This is a genomic window from Mycobacterium leprae TN (assembly GCF_000195855.1).
Taxonomy (GTDB): domain Bacteria; phylum Actinomycetota; class Actinomycetes; order Mycobacteriales; family Mycobacteriaceae; genus Mycobacterium; species Mycobacterium leprae.
In genome coordinates this window covers 2,450,455-2,469,316 of sequence record NC_002677.1, presented here as the reverse complement: position 1 = coordinate 2,469,316, position 18,862 = coordinate 2,450,455, and the positions used below count along the sequence as shown (strand labels likewise).

Sequence of the window (18,862 nt, the reverse complement as noted above, 5' to 3'; positions counted from 1 at the left end):
GTAATCGGCAGTACCAGGTGGAGAACCTAGCGGGAAGCCGGGCCGAGTGGCCCGGGTCAGGCAACGCCACAGCGGCCAGTAAGGAGCAGCGGGTGACGGACATGGACTCAGGAAGACAAGAAGACCAGACTTCTGACGAAGTCACCGTGGAGACGACTTCGGTCTTCCGCGCCGACTTCCTCAACGAACTGGACGCTCCAGCACAGGCAGGTGCTGAGAGCGTGGTATCCGGGGTTGAAGGACTTCTGGCGGGCTCGGCGTTGCTGGTCGTCAAACGGGGGCCAAACGCCGGATCGCGCTTTTTACTCGACCAGGCCATCACCTCCGCCGGCCGACACCCTGACAGCGACATCTTCCTCGATGACGTCACGGTGAGCCGCCGTCACGCCGAATTCCGGTTAGAAGGTAATGAGTTCCATGTCGTCGATGTTGGCAGCCTCAACGGCACCTACGTCAACCGTGAGCCGGTGGATTCTGCGGTATTGGCAAACGGTGACGAAGTGCAGATCGGCAAATTCCGCTTAGTGTTCCTGATCGGTTCCAAGCAGGATGACGACACCGGGCGAACCGCAGGCAAGTGAGTGCGCCCGATAGCCCGGCACTGGTCGGGATGTCGATTGGGGCGGTCTTGGATCTGCTGAGGTCGGATTTTCCTGATGTGACAATCTCCAAGATTCGTTTCCTGGAGGCTGAGGGGCTCGTGACCCCTCAGCGTTCTGCATCGGGGTACCGGCGGTTCACCGCGTATGATTGTGCACGGCTGCGGTTCATCCTAACTGCACAGCGCGATCACTATCTACCGCTGAAGGTTATTAGGGCGCAGCTGGACGCCCAGCCTGATGGTGAGTTACCATCATTCGGGTCGCCTTATGTCGCACCCCGATTGTTTTCGGTGACGGGCGGCCCGGGTGCCGGTGTCGGATCGGGGGTCGGATCCGACATCCCGGCGGTATCGCCCGCCGGCGTCCGGCTGAGTCGAGAAGACCTCTTGGACCGCTCAGGAGTGGCAGACGACTTGTTGACGGCGCTGCTCAAGGCCGGTGTGATTACCACCGGGCCGGGCGGATTTTTCGATGAGCATGCAATCGTGATCCTCCAATGCGCGCGGGCGCTGTCCGAGTACGGTGTTGAGCCGCGGCATCTGCGAGCCTTCCGGTCAGCGGCTGACCGCCAGTCCGACCTGATCGTCCAAATCGCCGGGCCGATCGTCAAAGCCGGTAAGGCCGGTGCCCGTGACCGCGCCGACGACTTGGCGCGTGAGGTTGCTGCGCTCGCCATCACTTTGCACACTTCGTTGATCAAATCTGCGGTTCGCGGCGTTCTACACCGCTGAGGATTAGACTTCGTTCGACAGCTTGGTGTTCGGCGGCGTGGCAAGGCACGGTGTCTACCGTGTCGTCGTGCCGAGCCTGAATCGAACACAGCGGCAAGTGCGGAGGGCGGACAAAGATGGGTGAAGTTCGTGTTGTCGGCATTCGTGTCGAGCAGCCGCAGAACCAGCCGGTGCTGTTGCTGCGAGAAGCCAATGGTGACCGTTATCTGCCAATCTGGATCGGCCAGTCGGAGGCCGCCGCGATTGCGCTGGAGCAGCAAGGTATCGAACCGCCCCGTCCACTGACGCACGATCTGATCAGAGACGTCATTGCCGCGCTTGGGCATTCACTTAAAGAGGTGCGGATCGTCGATCTACAGGAAGGCACTTTTTACGCTGATCTGATCTTCGATCGCAATATCAAGGTCTCGGCGCGTCCTTCGGACTCGGTGGCGATCGCTTTGCGGGTCGGTGTTCCGATCTACGTCGAGGACGTCGTGCTTGCTCAAGCCGGCCTGCTGATTCCCGACGAAAATGATGAGGAGGTCGGCGGCGCTGTTCGCGAGGATGAGGTAGAGAAGTTCAAGGAGTTTCTCGACAGCGTGTCGCCTGACGATTTCAAAGCGACCTAGCCCAGCGACGATGCGCGCCGTGTAACGATGGGCGTGAAGGCGGGTACGGACGCTTGCGCTAACATCACGAATGCGTCTCGTATAGCACTGCGATGCGACACGCCTAGTGGATAGTGCTGACAGATTTTAGCGACGGTCATATTTTGATGACCACTTCAGGTAGGGCAACTACCGAACAGCGTATGCTTTTTAGCACTCGGGCCTGACCAAACATGGCTACCGAGGGGAGCCAATGACGCATCTAGTGACCAGAGCGCGATCGGCGAGAGGAAACACCGTGAGCGAGCAGCCACGTCAAGGTCAGCTGGACCTTGCGGACTACCGGGACACCCCGACCGCTACAACCCATGGTGACATTGGCCTCAATGGCCCTACCGCAGTAAGCGGACCAGCACAACCCGGACTCTTCCCTGACGACTCCGTGCCTGACGAGTTGGTTGGCTACCGCGGGCCCAGCGCCTGCCAGATCGCCGGGATCACGTACCGCCAGCTGGACTATTGGGCACGGACGTCATTAGTGGTTCCATCTATCCGGGGTGCGGCTGGCTCCGGCAGCCAGCGCCTGTACTCGTTCAAGGACATCCTGGTTCTCAAGATCGTCAAGCGATTGCTCGACACCGGTATCTCGTTGCACAATATTCGGGTTGCCGTTGACCATTTACGCCAGCGTGGCGTTCAGGATCTAGCCAATATCACTTTGTTCTCCGACGGCACTACGGTGTATGAGTGCACGTCGGCAGAAGAGGTTGTCGACCTGTTACAAGGCGGGCAGGGCGTGTTCGGTATTGCCGTGTCCGGCGCTATGCGTGAGCTGACCGGCGTGATCGACGACTTCCGTGGTGAGCGCGCCGATGGTGGCGAGTCGATAGCTGCGCCGGAAGACGAACTGGCTTCCCGGCGCAAGCATCGCGACCGTAAAATTGGCTAACTGCAGCGTAGTTAGCGGCTTCCTATTGTTTACCCTCGCGTGCGAGGCGGAGGGTAAAGTTGGATCTGCATCGCCCTCACGCGGGAGAGTTCTGTGACCGTCAGTTACGAACGCGATGTTGGCAACATCATCGCGTTGCGCTCTAACTTTACATCAGGAGTTTCTGAGTGTCGGTACCGAACTCATCGAACAAGCAGACCTGCTTTACAGCCCGGCATATTGGCCCTAACAGCGAGGACGTTGCGACCATGCTTGCAGTCATCGGCGTCGAATCGCTAGACGATCTGGCAGCTAAGGCAGTTCCTAGCGACATTCTCGATAATGTCACCGACACCGGCGTTGCACCGGGCCTGGACCGGTTGCCGCCGCCGGCTACCGAGTCCGAGACGCTAGCCGAGCTAGGTGCGCTTGCTCGTGCTAATACCGTTGCCGTATCGATGATCGGGCAGGGCTACTACGACACCCTCACGCCAGCGGTGCTGTCGCGCAACATCTTGGAGAACCCGGCCTGGTATACTCCCTATACGCCGTACCAGCCCGAAATCAGTCAGGGTCGGCTGGAAGCGTTGCTGAATTTCCAGACTCTGGTCAGCGATCTTACTGGCTTGGAGATCGCAAACGCATCGATGCTCGACGAGGGCACAGCAGCAGCCGAGGCCATGACATTGATGTACCGTGCTGCCCGCAGTACGGCGAGCCGGGTGGTCGTTGACGTCGACGTGTTTGCCCAGACTGTCGCAGTGTTCGCCACTCGGGCCAAACCGTTAGGCATCGACATCGTTGTGGCCGACCTACGCGAAGGACTACCGGACGGTGAGTTCTTTGGCGTCATCACCCAACTTCCCGGAGCCAGCGGCCGGATTACCGACTGGACCGCTTTAATCGCCCAGGCCCACAGCCGCGGCGCATTGGTCGCTGTCGGTGCCGATCTGTTAGCGCTGACGTTGATTACGCCACCGGGCGAGATCGGCGCCGACGTCGCATTCGGTACTACTCAGAGGTTCGGCGTGCCAATGGGATTTGGTGGCCCGCATGCTGGATACCTCGCCCTGCACACTAAGCATGCCCGTCAGCTGCCGGGTCGGTTGGTAGGTGTTTCTGTCGACAGCGACGGCACACCGGCCTACCGGTTGGCGCTGCAGACCCGCGAGCAACATATCCGCCGAGACAAGGCGACAAGCAACATCTGCACCGCACAGGTGCTGTTGGCGGTGATGGCTGCGATGTACGCCAGTTACCATGGTGCCGAGGGATTGACCGGTATCGCGCGGCGGGTGCATGCACAGGCACGCGCCCTGGCGGCCGGTCTGTCCGCAGCCGGTGTTGAGGTGGTACACCAGGCGTTCTTCGACACCGTGCTGGCCCGGGTACCCGGCCGGACGGTGCAAATTCAGGGCGCTGCGAAGGAGCGCGGTATCAATGTCTGGCTCGTGGACGGCGACCATGTTTCGGTGGCCTGTGACGAGGCCACCACCGATGAGCACATCACGGCCGTGTTGGCGGCGTTCGCAGCGACGCCGGCGCGGGCGAGCTTCGCCGGTCCGGATATCGCGACCCGAACCTCGGCGTTCCTGACGCATCCGACATTTACCAAGTACCGCACCGAAACTTCAATGATGCGGTACTTGCGTGCCTTGGCGGATAAGGATATCGCTCTGGACCGCAGCATGATTCCGCTCGGTTCGTGCACGATGAAGCTCAACGCCGCCGCCGAGATGGAGTCGATTACCTGGCAGGAATTCACGCGCCAGCATCCATTCGCACCAGTATCAGACACCCCCGGGCTGCGTCGTCTCATTAGCGACTTGGAGAGCTGGCTGGTGCAGATTACCGGCTACGATGCGGTTTCCTTGCAGCCCAACGCGGGCTCTCAGGGGGAGTACGCTGGTCTGTTGGCGATTCACGACTACCACGTCAGCCGAGGGGAACCGCACCGCAACGTCTGTTTGATTCCGTCAAGCGCGCATGGCACCAACGCCGCATCGGCGGCGTTGGTCGGTATGCGCGTGGTCGTGGTGGGTTGCCACGATAACGGTGACGTTGATCTTGACGATCTACGTATCAAGCTCAGCGAGCATGCCAACCGGCTGTCCGTGTTAATGATCACCTATCCGTCCACACACGGCGTCTATGAGCATGACATTGCCGAGATCTGCGCGGCGGTGCATGACGCCGGTGGTCAAGTTTATGTCGATGGGGCCAACCTCAACGCGCTGGTCGGCCTGGCCCGGCCGGGCAAGTTTGGTGGCGACGTCAGCCACCTGAACCTGCACAAAACGTTTTGCATCCCGCACGGTGGCGGAGGACCAGGAGTCGGGCCGGTGGCGGTTCGTTCGCATTTGGTCTCGTTTCTGCCGGGTCACCCCTTTGCTCCCGAACTGCCGCAAGGTCAGCCGGTGTCGTCGGCGCCGTATGGGTCCGCCTCACTCCTGCCGATCACGTGGGCCTATATCAGGATGATGGGCGCCGACGGTCTGCGAACGGCATCGCTGACCGCAATCGCCTCGGCCAACTACATAGCCCGTCGGCTCGACAAATACTTCCCGGTGCTGTACACCGGCGAGAACGGAATGGTCGCCCACGAGTGCATCCTGGACTTGCGACCGATCACCAAGTCGGTTGGTGTGACTGTCGACGATGTTGCTAAACGCTTGGCGGATTATGGTTTTCACGCGCCCACGATGAGCTTCCCGGTGCCCGGAACGCTGATGGTGGAACCCACCGAGAGTGAGAGCCTGGCCGAAATTGATGCATTTTGCGAGGCCATGATCGCCATCCGTGGCGAGATCGCCCGCGTCGGTGCAGGGGAGTGGTCTGTTGAGGACAACCCACTACGCGGCGCACCGCACACCGCTGAGTGCCTGCTGGCCTCCGACTGGGATCATCCGTATACCCGAGAAGAGGCCGCTTATCCGCTTGGCAAAGCGTTCCGGCCGAAGGTGTGGCCGCCGGTGCGTCGTATCGACGGTGTCTACGGCGACCGCAATTTGGTGTGCTCGTGCCTGCCGGTGGAGGCGTTCGTCTGAGCCGGCCCCGAACCATCCAGCCTAAGCTCTCGAGGATTATCGCCGGCTTGAAATTACTTGGCAGTGTGCATGTTCGACCAGGATGTTATTCGGGAGCGTCTCGCGCATACACGGCAGCGTAGGGTCAAGTCTGAAGGCAAAATCCTTCATGTCCTACACAAACAAGGGCGGTTTGGTACCGAGTTTGGCTGACACTTCTTACACGTGCCGTGCCCGCAGAGGACGGGCGGCCAGGCAGGATCTGCTTGGGCATTTTCGGCTATGCTCAACCGTGCTGTGGCGTTGGGTTATACCGCCCAGTAATGTGCTATCACCGCGGTGCTGAGTCGGCGCTCTGTTCTGGTGGGGATACAGCCTCTCGACAAAGAAATTTTATCGCAGGATCGGGTAGCTGCATCGGCAGGCTGTACACTACTCCTGCTGACGGTCTTTGTTGTCCACGTGTCTGTCGGCTAAAATCAGGTATTTCCTAAAATTCATGCCGCGCACCCGAGCGGCACGCTCGACCGCGACCGTCATGCTGATCCGTTCCACCCCAGTCCTCGTTCATCGTCAGGTAGTTGTCTGCGGTCTTGGTTCAGGTCAACGACCAACTTGCCCACCACTTGGGGAGGTGTTCGTGTATTTTGCAGCTGAATCCCGCGGGACGCTTAGAGAACCCGAAATCGAGATCATCGGGCGCGATGCAGCGAAGCCGATCACGCAGTGCGACCACAATGTTGTGGTACATGAAGCTCCAGGTGGGATTGCCGTGGCACAACAACATTGGCCGGGGCATCTCCATCGTCGATGTAATGGATGCGCCCTCGTGAGCTGTCGAAACAGTCCGACGGAAATAGGTACAGCTGGGGATCTGGAATGCATTCAACGTTCATTGCGCTCCGTACCGCGTCGACGAGCTCAGCTCAAAAATGTGTTGATCGCGGTAGCGAGGTCAAGAGAGGCCGACGTCGACAAGTTCTGGTAGCTTCCTCCGCTGATCTGGGCGACAGCTTTCCAGGTTGCCTGGTCGGGGTCGGTCCCGAAGTCGATGACGTTTACCGCGATCGGTTTGGCCGGGTCGGCACTGGTGCGTATGAAATCCTGCAGCCTCGCTCCGTCCAGGGTTTGGTCGGTGTGCGGTCCAGCAGTGATCACCAATACCGAATTCGTTTGGCCAACGTGGTAATTGGCCAGCATCTCCTGGTAGATCATTCGCAGCGTGGTAAATGACACCGCACCGCCGTTGGATGAGTATTGCTTGTCCAGCGCAGCCGTCAGCGCTGCTGAGCGGGGCTGGCCGTTGACTGGGTCGGCCAGCTGACCGGTTGTCACTTCTGTTTGACCCTTGTGGCCGTCGAATGTCCACAGGCCCATGACTGAGGTGGGCGGCATCGCATTGATCTTGTCGTCCAGGGCCGCCACGACGTTGGCCAACCGGGTTTTGCCGCCCTCATCGGTGGGCATCGACTGGTCTAGCATGATAGTCGCTGCTACTCCGCTAGACGGCTGGATCATTTCTTCGACCAGTGTGGCGCGCATCCCGTCGTCACCTACCGAGACGGTGGAAGGCACCGCCGCGAAACTGGTAACGGAACTGCTCGGCGGTGTGACGCCGTTAACTCGAAAACCAGCTTTAGCCAGCTTCGCTAGCTGGTCGGGTTTTTGCACGAACCGAGCAAACTCACTGGCCGCTGCGGCTTGTTCCTGTGTCAGCCACGAGCCGTTGAGCAGCACCGCGGGATAGTCAGCAACAGGCGCAGGCCCGTGCGGTAGCCAGGATCCCAAAGCGCTCTTGGCGTCTGACAATGACTGGCCGCGTTGGAATAGCTGCTGCTCGGTGGTGATCACAGCGTGCACTGGTGCAGTTGCTACGTCACCGGGTTTGAGCAGTGTGCTCATCGCTTCTGCCCAGGTGCTGTCGGCGAGTTTGGGTTGGGCGCTCATTAGGGTGCGCACTGCTCCCACGCCCTGGATTGCAGGTGCACCAGCAGGTACCGACGCAGTCGCTACCGCCTCGCCGGCCAAAAACGTGGCGTCGCTGTTGCCGTTCATCGGCAAGGCCAGCCGGAGTGATCCCCAGGCCGGCAGGTTCAAATCAGCCAAGGAGTTCGGATTGGTTTGCAGGCCGGGCAGTGCTGCCCAGCCCTTGTTGGCGAGGGCCTGCTCGAATTCGGGCCGAACCGCTAGCAGCACTGGCGACGTCACCAGAGAATGGCTTTCGCTGATTGTCTTCTGATCCGCGGTCACGGCGAGCCGTGCTGCGGAGATCGAGCTGCCCGGTATCCACAGTGCCGGTTTGTCCCCTAAATTAGCTGGCCAACTGTCGTTGAAACCAGTGAGGGCTGCCTCCGAGCCGACAGGTTTGACAGTCACCATCATGCAGTGGTCGCCCACCGGTCGGGCGGATGCGTTGTAACTTTGGGCGAACTCTTGCAGGTAATCGGCGATCGACGGATCGGCGACGACAGCGACCGTCTGGTGACCACCTACGCAGCGTGCGGCTGCCTGGTGCTTGCGATTGTTCAAGATATGGCCGAGGAAACTCCACATGATCACCGCGCCCACTAGCACCACGACCGCGACGAGGGTCGCGATCACGCCGATGCTGACCCCTCGTCGTCCGCCGTCACTGCGGTGTCCGCCTTGCCATTTGCCGACGCTACGGTGGCTAGCTTTGAATAGGTGCGACAGGCTGGTCGGTGCCTGTGAGCTAGTCGACGAGCCCGCGGGTCGGGGAGGAAAGTCTGGGTGGTCGTCGGCTGCACCATCGACAAAAAGGTCCTCGTTGCGGTCTTCCGCCCAGTAACTCTGGTAATCGATGGTTTCGTCGAGAGCCTCGGGTGTGGAGTCAGCCGGATGCTCTGCTCCGTGCGGGTAGCTCCGGTAGCTCGGCGAGCCGGTAGCCGCTGGTTCAAAAACAGGCTCTGGGTACCCCATCCTGCTTTGGTAGCCGTGATCTATCTCGTCGCTCTGATCCGGCCCGGATGCAGCAAATTGGTTAGATGGCTGATCGATGGAATCCTCAGGGTCGGGCATGCTGTGCCTACCCATACCGGTATTCGCCGCCTTTCTGTTGATCCGTGTCTGATCTGGTTTGAACTCGGCGCCGAGTTTAGTCATCGACTACATAACCGTATGCCGAGCTGGCGTAAGGCAGCGGTTCTATCTAGATGGACCCGATTCTGTCCTTAGCCGCGGCGCGGCTGGTGGTGCTCTCACAGCTGGCCGCCAGCAGCCTGCATCCGTCACCGGTTCTGTGCCTTGAATTCGCGACGACGGCGATGCAGGATCGGCTCGGTATAGCCGTTGGGCTGTTGTGCGCCGGACAGTATCAGTTCCTGCGCCGCTAGGAACGCGATGCTGTCATCGAAATTAGGCGCCATCGGGCGATATGCTGGGTCTTCGGCGTTTTGCTGATCGACTAACGGCGCCATCCGTTCCAGGCTGGCCCGCACGTCCTCGCTGGTGATTACGCCGTGGCGCAGCCAGTTTGCTAGCAACTGGCTCGAGATCCGCAGGGTGGCGCGGTCCTCCATTAGTGCCACATTGTGGATGTCAGGCACCTTCGAGCAACCGATACCCTGGTCCACCCAGCGCACCACATAACCGAGGATGGACTGACAGTCATTATCGACCTCCTCGCGGATCTCCTCGGGAGCCCAGGCCAGTTTCTTGGCCAACGGAATGGTCAACAGCTGGTCAACGGTGGCACGTCTCTGGCCGGTCAGTTCTTGTTGCACGGCAGCCACGTCGACCTGGTGGTAGTGCATCGCATGCAGCGTGGCCGCAGTGGGCGAGGGTACCCACGCGGTGGTGGCGCCCGCCTTAGGCTGGCCGATCTTCTGCTCGACCATATCAGCCATTAATTCGGTCATTGCCCACATGCCCTTGCCGATCTGTGCTTTGCCCTTGAAGCCTGCGGCTAGTCCGATGTCAACATTGGCGTCCTCGTAGGCTTTGATCCAGGTGCTGTTTTTCATCGCACCCTTACGAATCATCGGGCCGGCCTCCATTGAGGTGTGGATCTCGTCGCCGGTGCGGTCCAAGAAGCCAGTGTTGATAAACACGACCCGATCGGCGGCGGCCTTGATGCACGCCTTCAAATTGAGTGTCGTACGCCGCTCCTCATCCATGATGCCGACCTTCAAGGTGCCCTGCGGCAACCCCAGCACGTCTTCGACGCGGCTGAACAGCTCGCAAGTGAACGCAACCTCCGCGGGACCGTGCATTTTCGGCTTGACGATGTAGATGGAACCGGTGCGGCTGTTGGTCAGTGGGCCATTAGCTTCGCCGGTTTTGAGTCCGTGGATTGCGGCCAGACCGGTGAACACTGCATCTATGATGCCCTCGAACACTTCTTTTTCCTGACCGTCACCTCCGTCCACGAGAATCGCGTCGCTGGTCGTCAGATGGCCCACGTTGCGGACGAACAACAGGCTGCGCCCGGGCAGGGTCAATTCACCGCCGTCGGGCGTGGTGTAGCTGCGGTCGGCGTTGAGCACGCGGGTGAAGGTCTTGCCGTCCTTGTTGACTTCCTCGGTTAAGTCACCTTTGTTCAGGCCGAGCCAGTTGCGGTAGCCGCGTACCTTGTCGTCGGCGTCGACGGCAGTGACTGAGTCTTCGAAGTCCATGATCGTGGTGATGGCCGATTCCAGGATCACATCCTTGATGCCGACGGGGTCAGTCTTGCCTATTGGTGATTCCGGGTCGATCAAGACCTCGATGTGCAGGCCGTGATTGGCCAACAGCACCGACCAGTTGGAGGATCGCAACTGGCGATTGTAGCCGACAAACTTTTCGGGACTGGCTAATCCGGTGGAATTCGTGCCGATGGCGATCTGAAGCTGGCCGTCGAAGATGCTCACTCCCGTAGCGTTAGTCCATGAGTCAGAAGCCAGCGGGACGGCCTGATCCATAAACTTGCGTGCGTAGGCGATCACCTTGTCGCCGCGAATCTTGTTGTACTCAGAGCCCTTTTCGGCTCCCTCGGTTTCCGGTATGGTGTCGGTGCCATATAGAGCGTCGTAAAGGGAGCCCCAGCGGGCGTTGGCGGCGTTGAGTGCGAACCGTGCGTTAAGTACCGGCACCACCAGCTGCGGGCCGGCGGTCATGGTGATCTCGTCGTCTACTCCTGAGGTGCTGATGGTGAAGTCATCGGGTTCAGGCAGCAGATAGCCGATATCGATGAGGAACTGCCGATAAGCATCCACGTCGAATGGCTCGATCACACGATGGCGGTGCCATTTGTCAATCTGGGCCTGCAGCTCATCGCGGGAGTTCAGCAAACTTTGGTTTTGCGGGGTGAGGTCGGCGACGACCTTGGCGACGCCCGACCAGAAGCTGTTTGGGTTGATGTCGGTGCCAGGCAGGGCTTCGTTGTTGACGAAGTCGTAAAGCACACGGGCGACGCGCAAATTCCCCGCCGACACGCGATCAGTCATGGTTCTCCTCCATATTGGGCTTACTGGCGGCCCCAACGGTCCCCGATGTGGCTCTCACGGTCTACGCGCATAAGCCTACCGGCCAACAGCCTGACGAGCGTATTCCGGCCGACCCGCAACAGCAGGTCAACAGCTTCATCGGTCGCCCGAGGCTTGGTTTTGCGAAACGTGTGTTGATAACACACCTAACCGATCTAGTTAGGTGTAACAATTAAAGCTCATACGGGCTGCTGGCGGCTCTACCCGGTGCTTAGTTTCAGTGTGTCCCGTTGTGCATGGTGCCGTAGATCGTTCACTAGATCCTCCATCGCCACCAACGCGACTACCTCGCCACCATCGGCAGTCACCAGTGCCAGATGGCTGTTGCTGCGACACATCTGCGAAAAGCATCGGCCAACGGCAGTGATTCGGGCACCTCGGGCAGTGGACGTACGAGTGCCAGATCGATCACGGTCTGCGGATCATCGCCGAGCGTCAACACATCCTTTATGTGCAGATATCCCACGAACTCGCTGTCGAGACCAACAACCGGAAACCGATAATAGCCGGTTTGGGCTAGGGCCCGTTCGACCGCGTCAACAGTTGAGCTACAGCCGGCTGTCGCTACCGGCACTGCTCGGATATCAGCAAGCAGCCGTGCAACATCGGCGACCACTCTAGTGCGAATCTGCAGTGCTCGCGTCAGCCACTTGTGTTCTTCTTGATCCAGCAGACCCTTTGATACCGATTCGGAAATCATCTCGCTAAACTTGGCTGTGGAAACTGTGATGTCGAGTTCGTCTTTCGACTCTACGCCCAGCCCGCGCAATACCGCGTTGGTGCATGTTGTTGTAGAGAACAATGAACGGTTGGGTAGCACGCACGTAGATCAGGCAGAATGGTAATAGCAACGTTGCTGTTCGTTCCGGATCGGCCAGGGCGATATTCTTGGGTACTACCTCGCCGAACAGCACATGTAGGGGCGACCAACAGCGCCAACGTAATCACCAGCGACAGGATGTGCAGCAGCGGAGGTGACGTACCGGTCAGCTGACACGATGTCCGCAACAGCTTGGTCGCTGCCGCCTCGCTAATCTTGGCGAGCAGTATCGAGGGTTACGGTGACAGCTAGTTGAGCTCCTGCCAGCATAGACGAGAGCTGCTCGCTGGCGCATCACGATGATTCCGCTCGTTCTGCCCTGTTCGGTCAACGCTTCAAGGCGGTCGCGACGGGGCTGAGATCAGCGAGAATTCCGCGCCGAAGAAAAACGCGTTTGGTTCCGATTAGCACGGTAGCCGCCAGCAGTACCAGAATGTTTTGCATCAGCCCAGTCCTAGGCTGGATTTGTGATAATCGCCCGGTTAATTGCCCCGCTTAGTCAGCGCAAGCAAGTCGATCCGACGGCTGTCCATCTGGACCACGGGCGGCTTGCCGTGCCTGCGTCCGCCAGGCCATTTGCGTCTAAGGCGGCCAGCTCCACCGTTTCCCCAACTACCGGAATGTGACCGAGCTTCCGGAGCACGAGCCTACCAATCTTTTCCTATGGCCCTTCGGAGGCTCGATATCCGATGGCGCTGACCACCTCGTCAATGCGCAGCAAACCCGATACCTGCCGGCCGCCACTACGTCTGGGGTGGCGTCGTCATATTCGTCGCGGAAATCGCTCACGATTTTCTTAGATCAAATCCTCGACAGTTAACATACCGGCAGTGCTGCCGTACTAGTCGACAACCAATGCGGTCTGCAGACTATCCGTGCAGATTTGCGCCATCACCGCATTGCCGTCCAGCGTTGACGGCACAACCGTGACTGGCTTTGCGACTGTGGTCAACAGCGTGCTAGCGCGATCGGCGGATGGAACTTCGAAAACCTGCTTTACGTGAACAATGCCAACAGTTGCGTCGAGGTCACCATCGACAATTGGGAAACGCGAGAACCCGGACGCAGCGGCGGTCGCAACCAGGTCGCTGACAGTGTGGTCGGTTTGCAGTGCCACGATTGTGGACCGGGGCGTCATCAATTCCGCGGCAGTCAGGGTGCTGAACTGTAATGACCGTCTCACCAGCGACGCCGTGGTGGCGTCCAGGGCGCCGTTGCGCGCCGAGGTTTGCATCAGATGCTAGCAGTTTCCTGCGGTGACTGGGCAGACCGCAGCTCCTCGGCCGGTTCGATGCCCAGGTTGTGCACAATGCAGTTCGCTGCCCAGTTGGTCAATCGAATGGCTGGAGTGAGCAGCAGCTGCACGCCTACGACAGTGCGGGCGGTGCGCAGCGGACGCGCTACGGCGAGATACTGCGATACCAGCTCGCCGAACACCATTGACGTCGACGTGACAATCACCAACACCAAGCAGGTAGTGATCCAGTCGGCTACTCGGTCAGGTATTCCGATCGCGTTTAACGCCGGATGCGGTAGGTCGGCCATCATCGGTTCGGTCAGGTAACCCGTTGCCAAAGTGGTGATTGAGATACCCAACTGAGTTCCCGAAAGCTGGAACGACAACTTGTGTTGGGCGTGCAGAATACAGCGATCCTGGCGGGTACCGCTGCGAGCATTGGCCTTGACCGTGCTGCGGTCCAGGGCGGTCAACGATAATTTCTCCGCGACGAACACCGCGTTGCTCGAAAATGAGCAACCCGATGGCCAACAAGCTGCACACAGTGACGGCTACGTTCATGACATGCTTGGTTTTCGCGATGCTGGAGGAGCCGACAACGATGCGGGTGGCTGCTCGACCCGGGAGCCAACGGCTTCAACGGGTGCCTGCGGCACGTCGTCCCTTTCGCTCTTCAACGGTTTGGGCCACGGAGCAGCGCACATTGCTGTGTGCCCTGAAATCCAGAAGTTCACATCGTAGCGACTTTCGCCGAGGTCAGGTGTCACCACCCCGAGGGCAGTGGATGGCCCTCGGCGAAACCCGCCGCTGACTGCACCCCGACGACAGCCTTCTCATGCAGCTCCGCCAGGGTCGACGCGCCGACATAGGTGCAGGTGCTGCGCACGCCGGAGGTGATGTGATCGATCAGGTCCTCGACACCACCGTGGTCGGGATCCAGCCCCATCCGTGAGGTCGAGATGCCTTCATCGAATAACGCCTTGCGAGCGCGATCGAATGAGCTGTCGGCAACGGTGCGGGCAACCACCGCTCGCTTGGACGCCATGCCGTAGCTTTCCTTGTACGGTTGGTCGTGGCGGTCCCGCATGAGGTCCCCGGGTGACTCATAAGTCCCGGCGAACCACGACCCGATCATCACGTTCGATGCTCCTGCGGCCAACGCCAGCGCCACGTCACGCGGATGGCGGACTCCTCCATCAGCCCACACGTGCCTATTGAGTTTCCTTGCAGCAGAGGCACATTCGAGTACAGCTGAGAATTGCGGTCGGCCAACACCGGTCATCATCCGAGTTGTGCACATTGCTCCTGGGCCGACGCCGACCTTGACGATGGTCGCCCCGGCGTTGAGTAGCTCGCGAGTACCTTCAGCCGACACCACGTTGCCCGCGACCAACGGCACACCCAAGTTCAGCGATGCGACGCATTTGATCGCCTCGAGTGTCTTGACTTGGTATCCGTGTGCGGTGTCGACGACCAGCACATCGACACCTGCCTCGGCGAGGGACTGGGCCTTGCCGGCTACATCGCCGTTTATGCCGACAGCAGCACCGATGCGGAGCCGTCCGCGGGCATCGGTGGCTGGGGTGTAGATGCCGGCGCGGATCGCCCCGGTGCGGGTCAGTACTCCGGCCAGCGTGCCGTCGGCGTTAGTCAGCACCGCGACGTCGATCGGGGCATGTTCGAGCAGGTCGAAGATCTTGCGTGGATCGGTGCCCACCGGGGCGGTTACAAAGTCGGTAGTCGCGACATCCCGCACCCGAGTGAAGCGGTCCACACCTAGGCAAGACGATTCGCGCACCAGACCAATTGGGCGGCCTTCGAAGGCCACCACCGCAACACCGTGCGCGCGCTTGTGGATCAGTGTGGTCGCGTCGGACACCGAATCGTTAGGTGTCAGTAACACCGGGGTATCGATAACCAGGTCACGGCTCTTGACGAACTCCACTGCCTGCTGCACTGTTGCAATCGGCAGATCCTGCGGTAAAATTACTAAGCCGCCCCGGCGAGCTACCGTCTCTGCCATCCGTTGCCCGGCCACCGTGGTCATGTTGGCGACCACTACGGGAATAGTGGTGCCGGAGCCGTCATAGGTTGACAAATCGACGTCAAATCGCGACGCAACATCCGACCGGTGTGGCACGATGAAAACGTCTTTATAGGTTAGGTCGAACCTGGGCTGGTGCCCGTCCAGAAACCTCATCGCTCTCGTTTCACTCTAAAAGATTTTGTATTTAGTGTGGGGCCACCGGATGTCTCTTAGCTTGGCCAACTAGACCGTAACTTCGCTACGGTCTTCACTCCATAGTGTGTGGAATTTGCCCCGCGCGTCGACGCGTCCGTAGCTGTGCGCGCCGAAAAAGTCACGTTGAGCCTGGGTCAGTGCGGCCGGAAGTCGCTCGGTGCGCAGCGCATCGTAGTACGACAACGCGGACGAGAAGCCGGGATTTGGGATACCTAGCTGGGTAGCTGTGGACACCACACGCCGCCAACTGTCAATCGCCGATTCGACAGCACTGCGGAAATACGGCGCAACGATCAGGCTGGCCAGGTCGGGGGCGGCGTCGAAAGCTTCCTTGATGCGGTTGAGAAACTTCGCCCGGATGATGCAGCCGCCGCGCCAGATGGTCGCCAAGTCACCCGGTGTGATGTTCCAACCGAACTCGGTACTACCGGTTTGGATGTGATTGAACCCCTGCGCGTAGGCCACAATCTTGGAGGCATACAGGGCCTGGCGTACGTCTTCGATGAATGTCTCGCGATCTGTGGGTTTGTTGCCCAACTTGCCGGAGGCCAGCCCGATGGCGGCCTTGCGTTGCAGCACCGAACCCGACAGCGCGCGCGCGAACACCGCCTCGGCTATTCCAGTTATCGGCACGCCCAAGTCCAGGGCGGACTGTACGGTCCACCGGCCGGTACCCTTTTGCTCGGCCTTATCGAGGATGACATCGACCAGCGGCCTGCCGGTCTTGATATCGGTCTGGCGCAACACTTCAGCGGTGATCTCTACCAAGTAGCTGTTCAGATCGCCCCTGTTCCATTCGGTAAACACGTCAGCGATTTGCGGTGCACTCATGCCCAATCCGTCGCGCAGCAGCTGGTAGGCCTCGCCAATGAGCTGCATGTCGGAGTACTCGATGCCGTTGTGGACCATTTTGACGAAGTGGCCCGACCCGCCTGGCCCGATGTGGGTGCAACACGACACCCCGTCGACGTGCGCGGAAATCTCCTCAAGCAGCGGGCCCAGCGAGGTATACGATTCGGCGGGCCCGCCGGGCATGATCGACGGTCCGTTCAGTGCACCCTCCTCGCCGCCGGAGATCCCGGCGCCGACGAAGTGCAGGCCACGCTCACGCATTGCTTTTTCGCGGCGAATGGTGTCGGTGAACAGCGAATTGCCGCCGTCGATGATGATGTCGCTGGGTTCCATAACATCGGCGAGTTCATTGATGACGGCATCGGTGGCGTCACCGGCTTTTACCATGATCAGCACCCGTCGCGGAGTCTGTAGTGCGGCAAGGAACTCGGGGATCGTTTCGGTTCGCACGAAATTCCCTTCGGATCCGTGCTCTTTGAGCAGTGTGTCGGTCTTGGCGATTGACCGATTGTGCAACGCCACGGTATAGCCGTGTCGGGCGAAATTCCGGGCGATGTTCGAACCCATCACGGCTAGCCCGGTGACGCCGATCTGCGCAATGGCCGTCTTCGATTCCGGCGCACTCATGTCCTGCATCTCCTTTGCGCCTCTCAGGTTGGAGAACTTGTGCGGCAAATTGTCGCCAACGCTATTCCGGCACACTGTGGCATAGCGTACTTGTGGTCATCCATAAGGTTTTTCGCTCAGCGTTTGCGCTAAGACTGGGTTAAATATTGAACAGCCGTTGTAGCTCCGTCAGCCACGGTACGGCTAGCGCTACAGTAGGCACTAATAATACGATTGCCGCGGCCAAATATGCGGCTGCGGACACCACCGCGCTGTTGCTTCGCCCCGACAGTCGGCGTACACGCAGCACGGTGGTGTTGCCACCCGCGGCTAGCGCGCCTGACGGCGCCTGACCGGACGCACAAGCAACTAATGCCCGGGCGAGGGGAGTGCGCCCCGCAGCACGTACCGCGGCGTCATCGGCTAGCAGCTCGACGAGTAGCCGCACCGCACTCAGCGCGGCGGAGCTACGGACCAGCCGTGGAAAGGCTGCATGTACCGCGGTGAATGCCTCCAACACCAAGTCGTGCCGGGCACGCAGATGAGCCCGTTCGTGGGTGAGGATCGCCGTGACTTCTGTGTCGTTCAGCTTGGTCAGCGCCCCTTCGCTGACCACTACTCGGCTACGCACGCCCGGCAGACAGTAGGCGAGTGGTTGCGCCACCTCCAAGACTCGAAGGTCGCGCGCGCGGGCGCACGGCTGCGCGAGGGCCGCATTGTGTCCGACCCCGACCAGGTCGACCACCATGCGGTGGTGGGCCCGCCGCCGCCGTGTGGCGATGGCCACCCGCACTATCGCAACGATCAGCCGTGCACCGACTAGCACTGTCAGCGCGAAGGCGGCGACGTATGCCGCCCACAGTGGCCAACCGAGCCGGCCGGCGGCGCCGATAACGCTGGCAGTGAGCCGCCCGTCAGGGCCGGGCATGAGCACCCGACTGGCGATCGCAATGCCGGCGCTGAACGTCGAAAGTGCCGCGGCCAGAGCAATGGTCTGCCACAACACCATCGCGGCGCGTGGAGCGCGCAACGGCCATGTCGAACGTGCTACTAAGGTCGGTGTGGGGCCAACCAGCAGCACCGCGAGGATGGTAAAGGCCAGTGCGGACACGCTGCTAGTCTCCCTCAGTTGTCCGCTGGAGTGCCACCAGATGACGGACATGGCGTTGATGTGTTTCCAGTTCTGCAAGTGCGCGTCGCAGCGCGTCCGCCTCGTCGGCCCCGACCCGCTCGACGAAGTGCACAAGCGCGGCTTGCCTGCTATCGGAATCCTCGGCTTGGTCCAGCGCGTCGACCATTAAGCCAGCCACCAGTTCGTCCCGGCCATGCACCGGCGCGTATCGGTGGGCCCGGTTGTTACGAATCTGCGAGACCAGATTCTTCTTAGCCAATCGCTGCAGCACGGTCATCACAGTCGTGTAGGCGAGGTCGCGTCGCGCCGACAACGCTTCGTGGACCTGACGAACTGTTTGGGGTTCTTGTCTGGACCACAAATGATCCATCACGGCACGTTCTAAATCCCCCAGCCGCGTCAGCTTGGCCATAGTTCGTTCATCTCCTGAGCGTTGAAGCCAGCTTACTCCGGATTACTACCGATTGTCGTATCCAAGTCGGTTGCCGTCGGCCCGGCGGTAGCCGAGTCGGCGGTCGACAGACGTGATTTAGTAGATCAGCTGTCTAGGACTCTAATGTGACACTATTAACAGTGGCCACCATCGAGATCTATCGTCGTGACTCACACCCAA

The 18,862-nt window shown here is 60.2% G+C and carries 11 protein-coding genes and 2 pseudogenes; 5 read left to right on the top strand and 8 right to left on the bottom strand.

Annotated features, from left to right (window positions below):
- Positions 1–101: 101 nt before the first annotated feature.
- From garA to gcvP, 5 genes are all read left to right on the top strand, one after another.
- Positions 102–581 carry a glycogen accumulation regulator GarA gene (gene garA / locus ML_RS10600; RefSeq protein ID WP_414085565.1) on the top strand — a complete coding sequence of 160 codons (480 nt, stop codon included), beginning with the start codon at positions 102–104 and terminating at the stop codon, positions 579–581.
- On the top strand, positions 578–1,333 hold the full coding sequence (gene ftsR / locus ML_RS10595) for a transcriptional regulator FtsR (protein WP_010908704.1): 756 nt from the start codon (positions 578–580) through the stop codon (positions 1,331–1,333). The genes garA and ftsR overlap by 4 nt, the downstream gene beginning before the upstream one ends.
- A gap of 116 nt (positions 1,334–1,449) precedes the next feature.
- Complete coding sequence (locus ML_RS10590) at positions 1,450–1,944, top strand: bifunctional nuclease family protein (RefSeq protein ID WP_010908703.1); 495 nt, start codon at positions 1,450–1,452, stop codon at positions 1,942–1,944.
- 277 nt (positions 1,945–2,221) lie between these two features.
- Complete coding sequence (locus ML_RS10585) at positions 2,222–2,872, top strand: MerR family transcriptional regulator (RefSeq protein ID WP_041323135.1); 651 nt, start codon at positions 2,222–2,224, stop codon at positions 2,870–2,872.
- A 167-nt stretch (positions 2,873–3,039) separates the two neighbouring features.
- Positions 3,040–5,898, top strand: coding sequence for an aminomethyl-transferring glycine dehydrogenase (gene gcvP, locus ML_RS10580; RefSeq protein ID WP_010908701.1), 2,859 nt, complete (start codon positions 3,040–3,042; stop codon positions 5,896–5,898).
- A gap of 900 nt (positions 5,899–6,798) precedes the next feature.
- Here gcvP and ML_RS10575 read toward each other — a convergent pair.
- The 8 genes and pseudogenes from ML_RS10575 to ML_RS10540 all read right to left on the bottom strand — a co-directional run bounded on the left by ML_RS10575 (position 6,799) and on the right by ML_RS10540 (position 18,661).
- The gene (locus tag ML_RS10575; RefSeq protein ID WP_172591972.1) at positions 6,799–8,931 is read right to left on the bottom strand and encodes a substrate-binding domain-containing protein; all 2,133 of its coding nucleotides are present in this window, start codon (positions 8,929–8,931) and stop codon (positions 6,799–6,801) included.
- Positions 8,932–9,125: 194 nt separating this feature from the next.
- A complete protein-coding gene (locus tag ML_RS10570; protein WP_010908699.1) occupies positions 9,126–11,321 on the bottom strand; it encodes a malate synthase G in 2,196 nt (731 codons plus the stop codon).
- Between the two features lie 256 nt (positions 11,322–11,577).
- Positions 11,578–12,624: pseudogene (locus ML_RS10565) on the bottom strand (CNNM domain-containing protein).
- A 38-nt stretch (positions 12,625–12,662) separates the two neighbouring features.
- A pseudogene (locus tag ML_RS10560) lies at positions 12,663–13,978 on the bottom strand (hemolysin family protein).
- A gap of 202 nt (positions 13,979–14,180) precedes the next feature.
- The gene (locus ML_RS10555) at positions 14,181–15,617 is read right to left on the bottom strand and encodes a GuaB1 family IMP dehydrogenase-related protein (protein WP_010908698.1); all 1,437 of its coding nucleotides are present in this window, start codon (positions 15,615–15,617) and stop codon (positions 14,181–14,183) included.
- A gap of 69 nt (positions 15,618–15,686) precedes the next feature.
- Complete coding sequence (gndA, locus tag ML_RS10550) at positions 15,687–17,138, bottom strand: NADP-dependent phosphogluconate dehydrogenase (RefSeq protein ID WP_010908697.1); 1,452 nt, start codon at positions 17,136–17,138, stop codon at positions 15,687–15,689.
- Between the two features lie 139 nt (positions 17,139–17,277).
- Entirely contained in the window at positions 17,278–18,228 is a 951-nt protein-coding gene (locus tag ML_RS10545) for a M56 family metallopeptidase (protein WP_010908696.1), read from the bottom strand.
- Positions 18,229–18,232: 4 nt separating this feature from the next.
- A complete protein-coding gene (locus tag ML_RS10540) occupies positions 18,233–18,661 on the bottom strand; it encodes a BlaI/MecI/CopY family transcriptional regulator (protein ID WP_010908695.1) in 429 nt (142 codons plus the stop codon).
- Between the last annotated feature and the right edge of the window lie 201 nt (positions 18,662–18,862).

Coding starts and splice junctions, on each gene's coding strand:
- garA (WP_414085565.1), top strand. CDS start 102: ATGGACTCAGGAAGACAAGAAGACCAGACTTCTGACGAAGTCACCGTG.
- ML_RS10590 (WP_010908703.1), top strand. CDS start 1,450: ATGGGTGAAGTTCGTGTTGTCGGCATTCGTGTCGAGCAGCCGCAGAAC.
- ML_RS10575 (WP_172591972.1), bottom strand. CDS start 8,931: ATGGGTAGGCACAGCATGCCCGACCCTGAGGATTCCATCGATCAGCCA.
- ML_RS10570 (WP_010908699.1), bottom strand. CDS start 11,321: ATGACTGATCGCGTGTCGGCGGGGAATTTGCGCGTCGCCCGTGTGCTT.
- ML_RS10555 (WP_010908698.1), bottom strand. CDS start 15,617: ATGAGGTTTCTGGACGGGCACCAGCCCAGGTTCGACCTAACCTATAAA.
- gndA (WP_010908697.1), bottom strand. CDS start 17,138: ATGAGTGCGCCGGAATCGAAGACGGCCATTGCGCAGATCGGCGTCACC.
- ML_RS10540 (WP_010908695.1), bottom strand. CDS start 18,661: ATGGCCAAGCTGACGCGGCTGGGGGATTTAGAACGTGCCGTGATGGAT.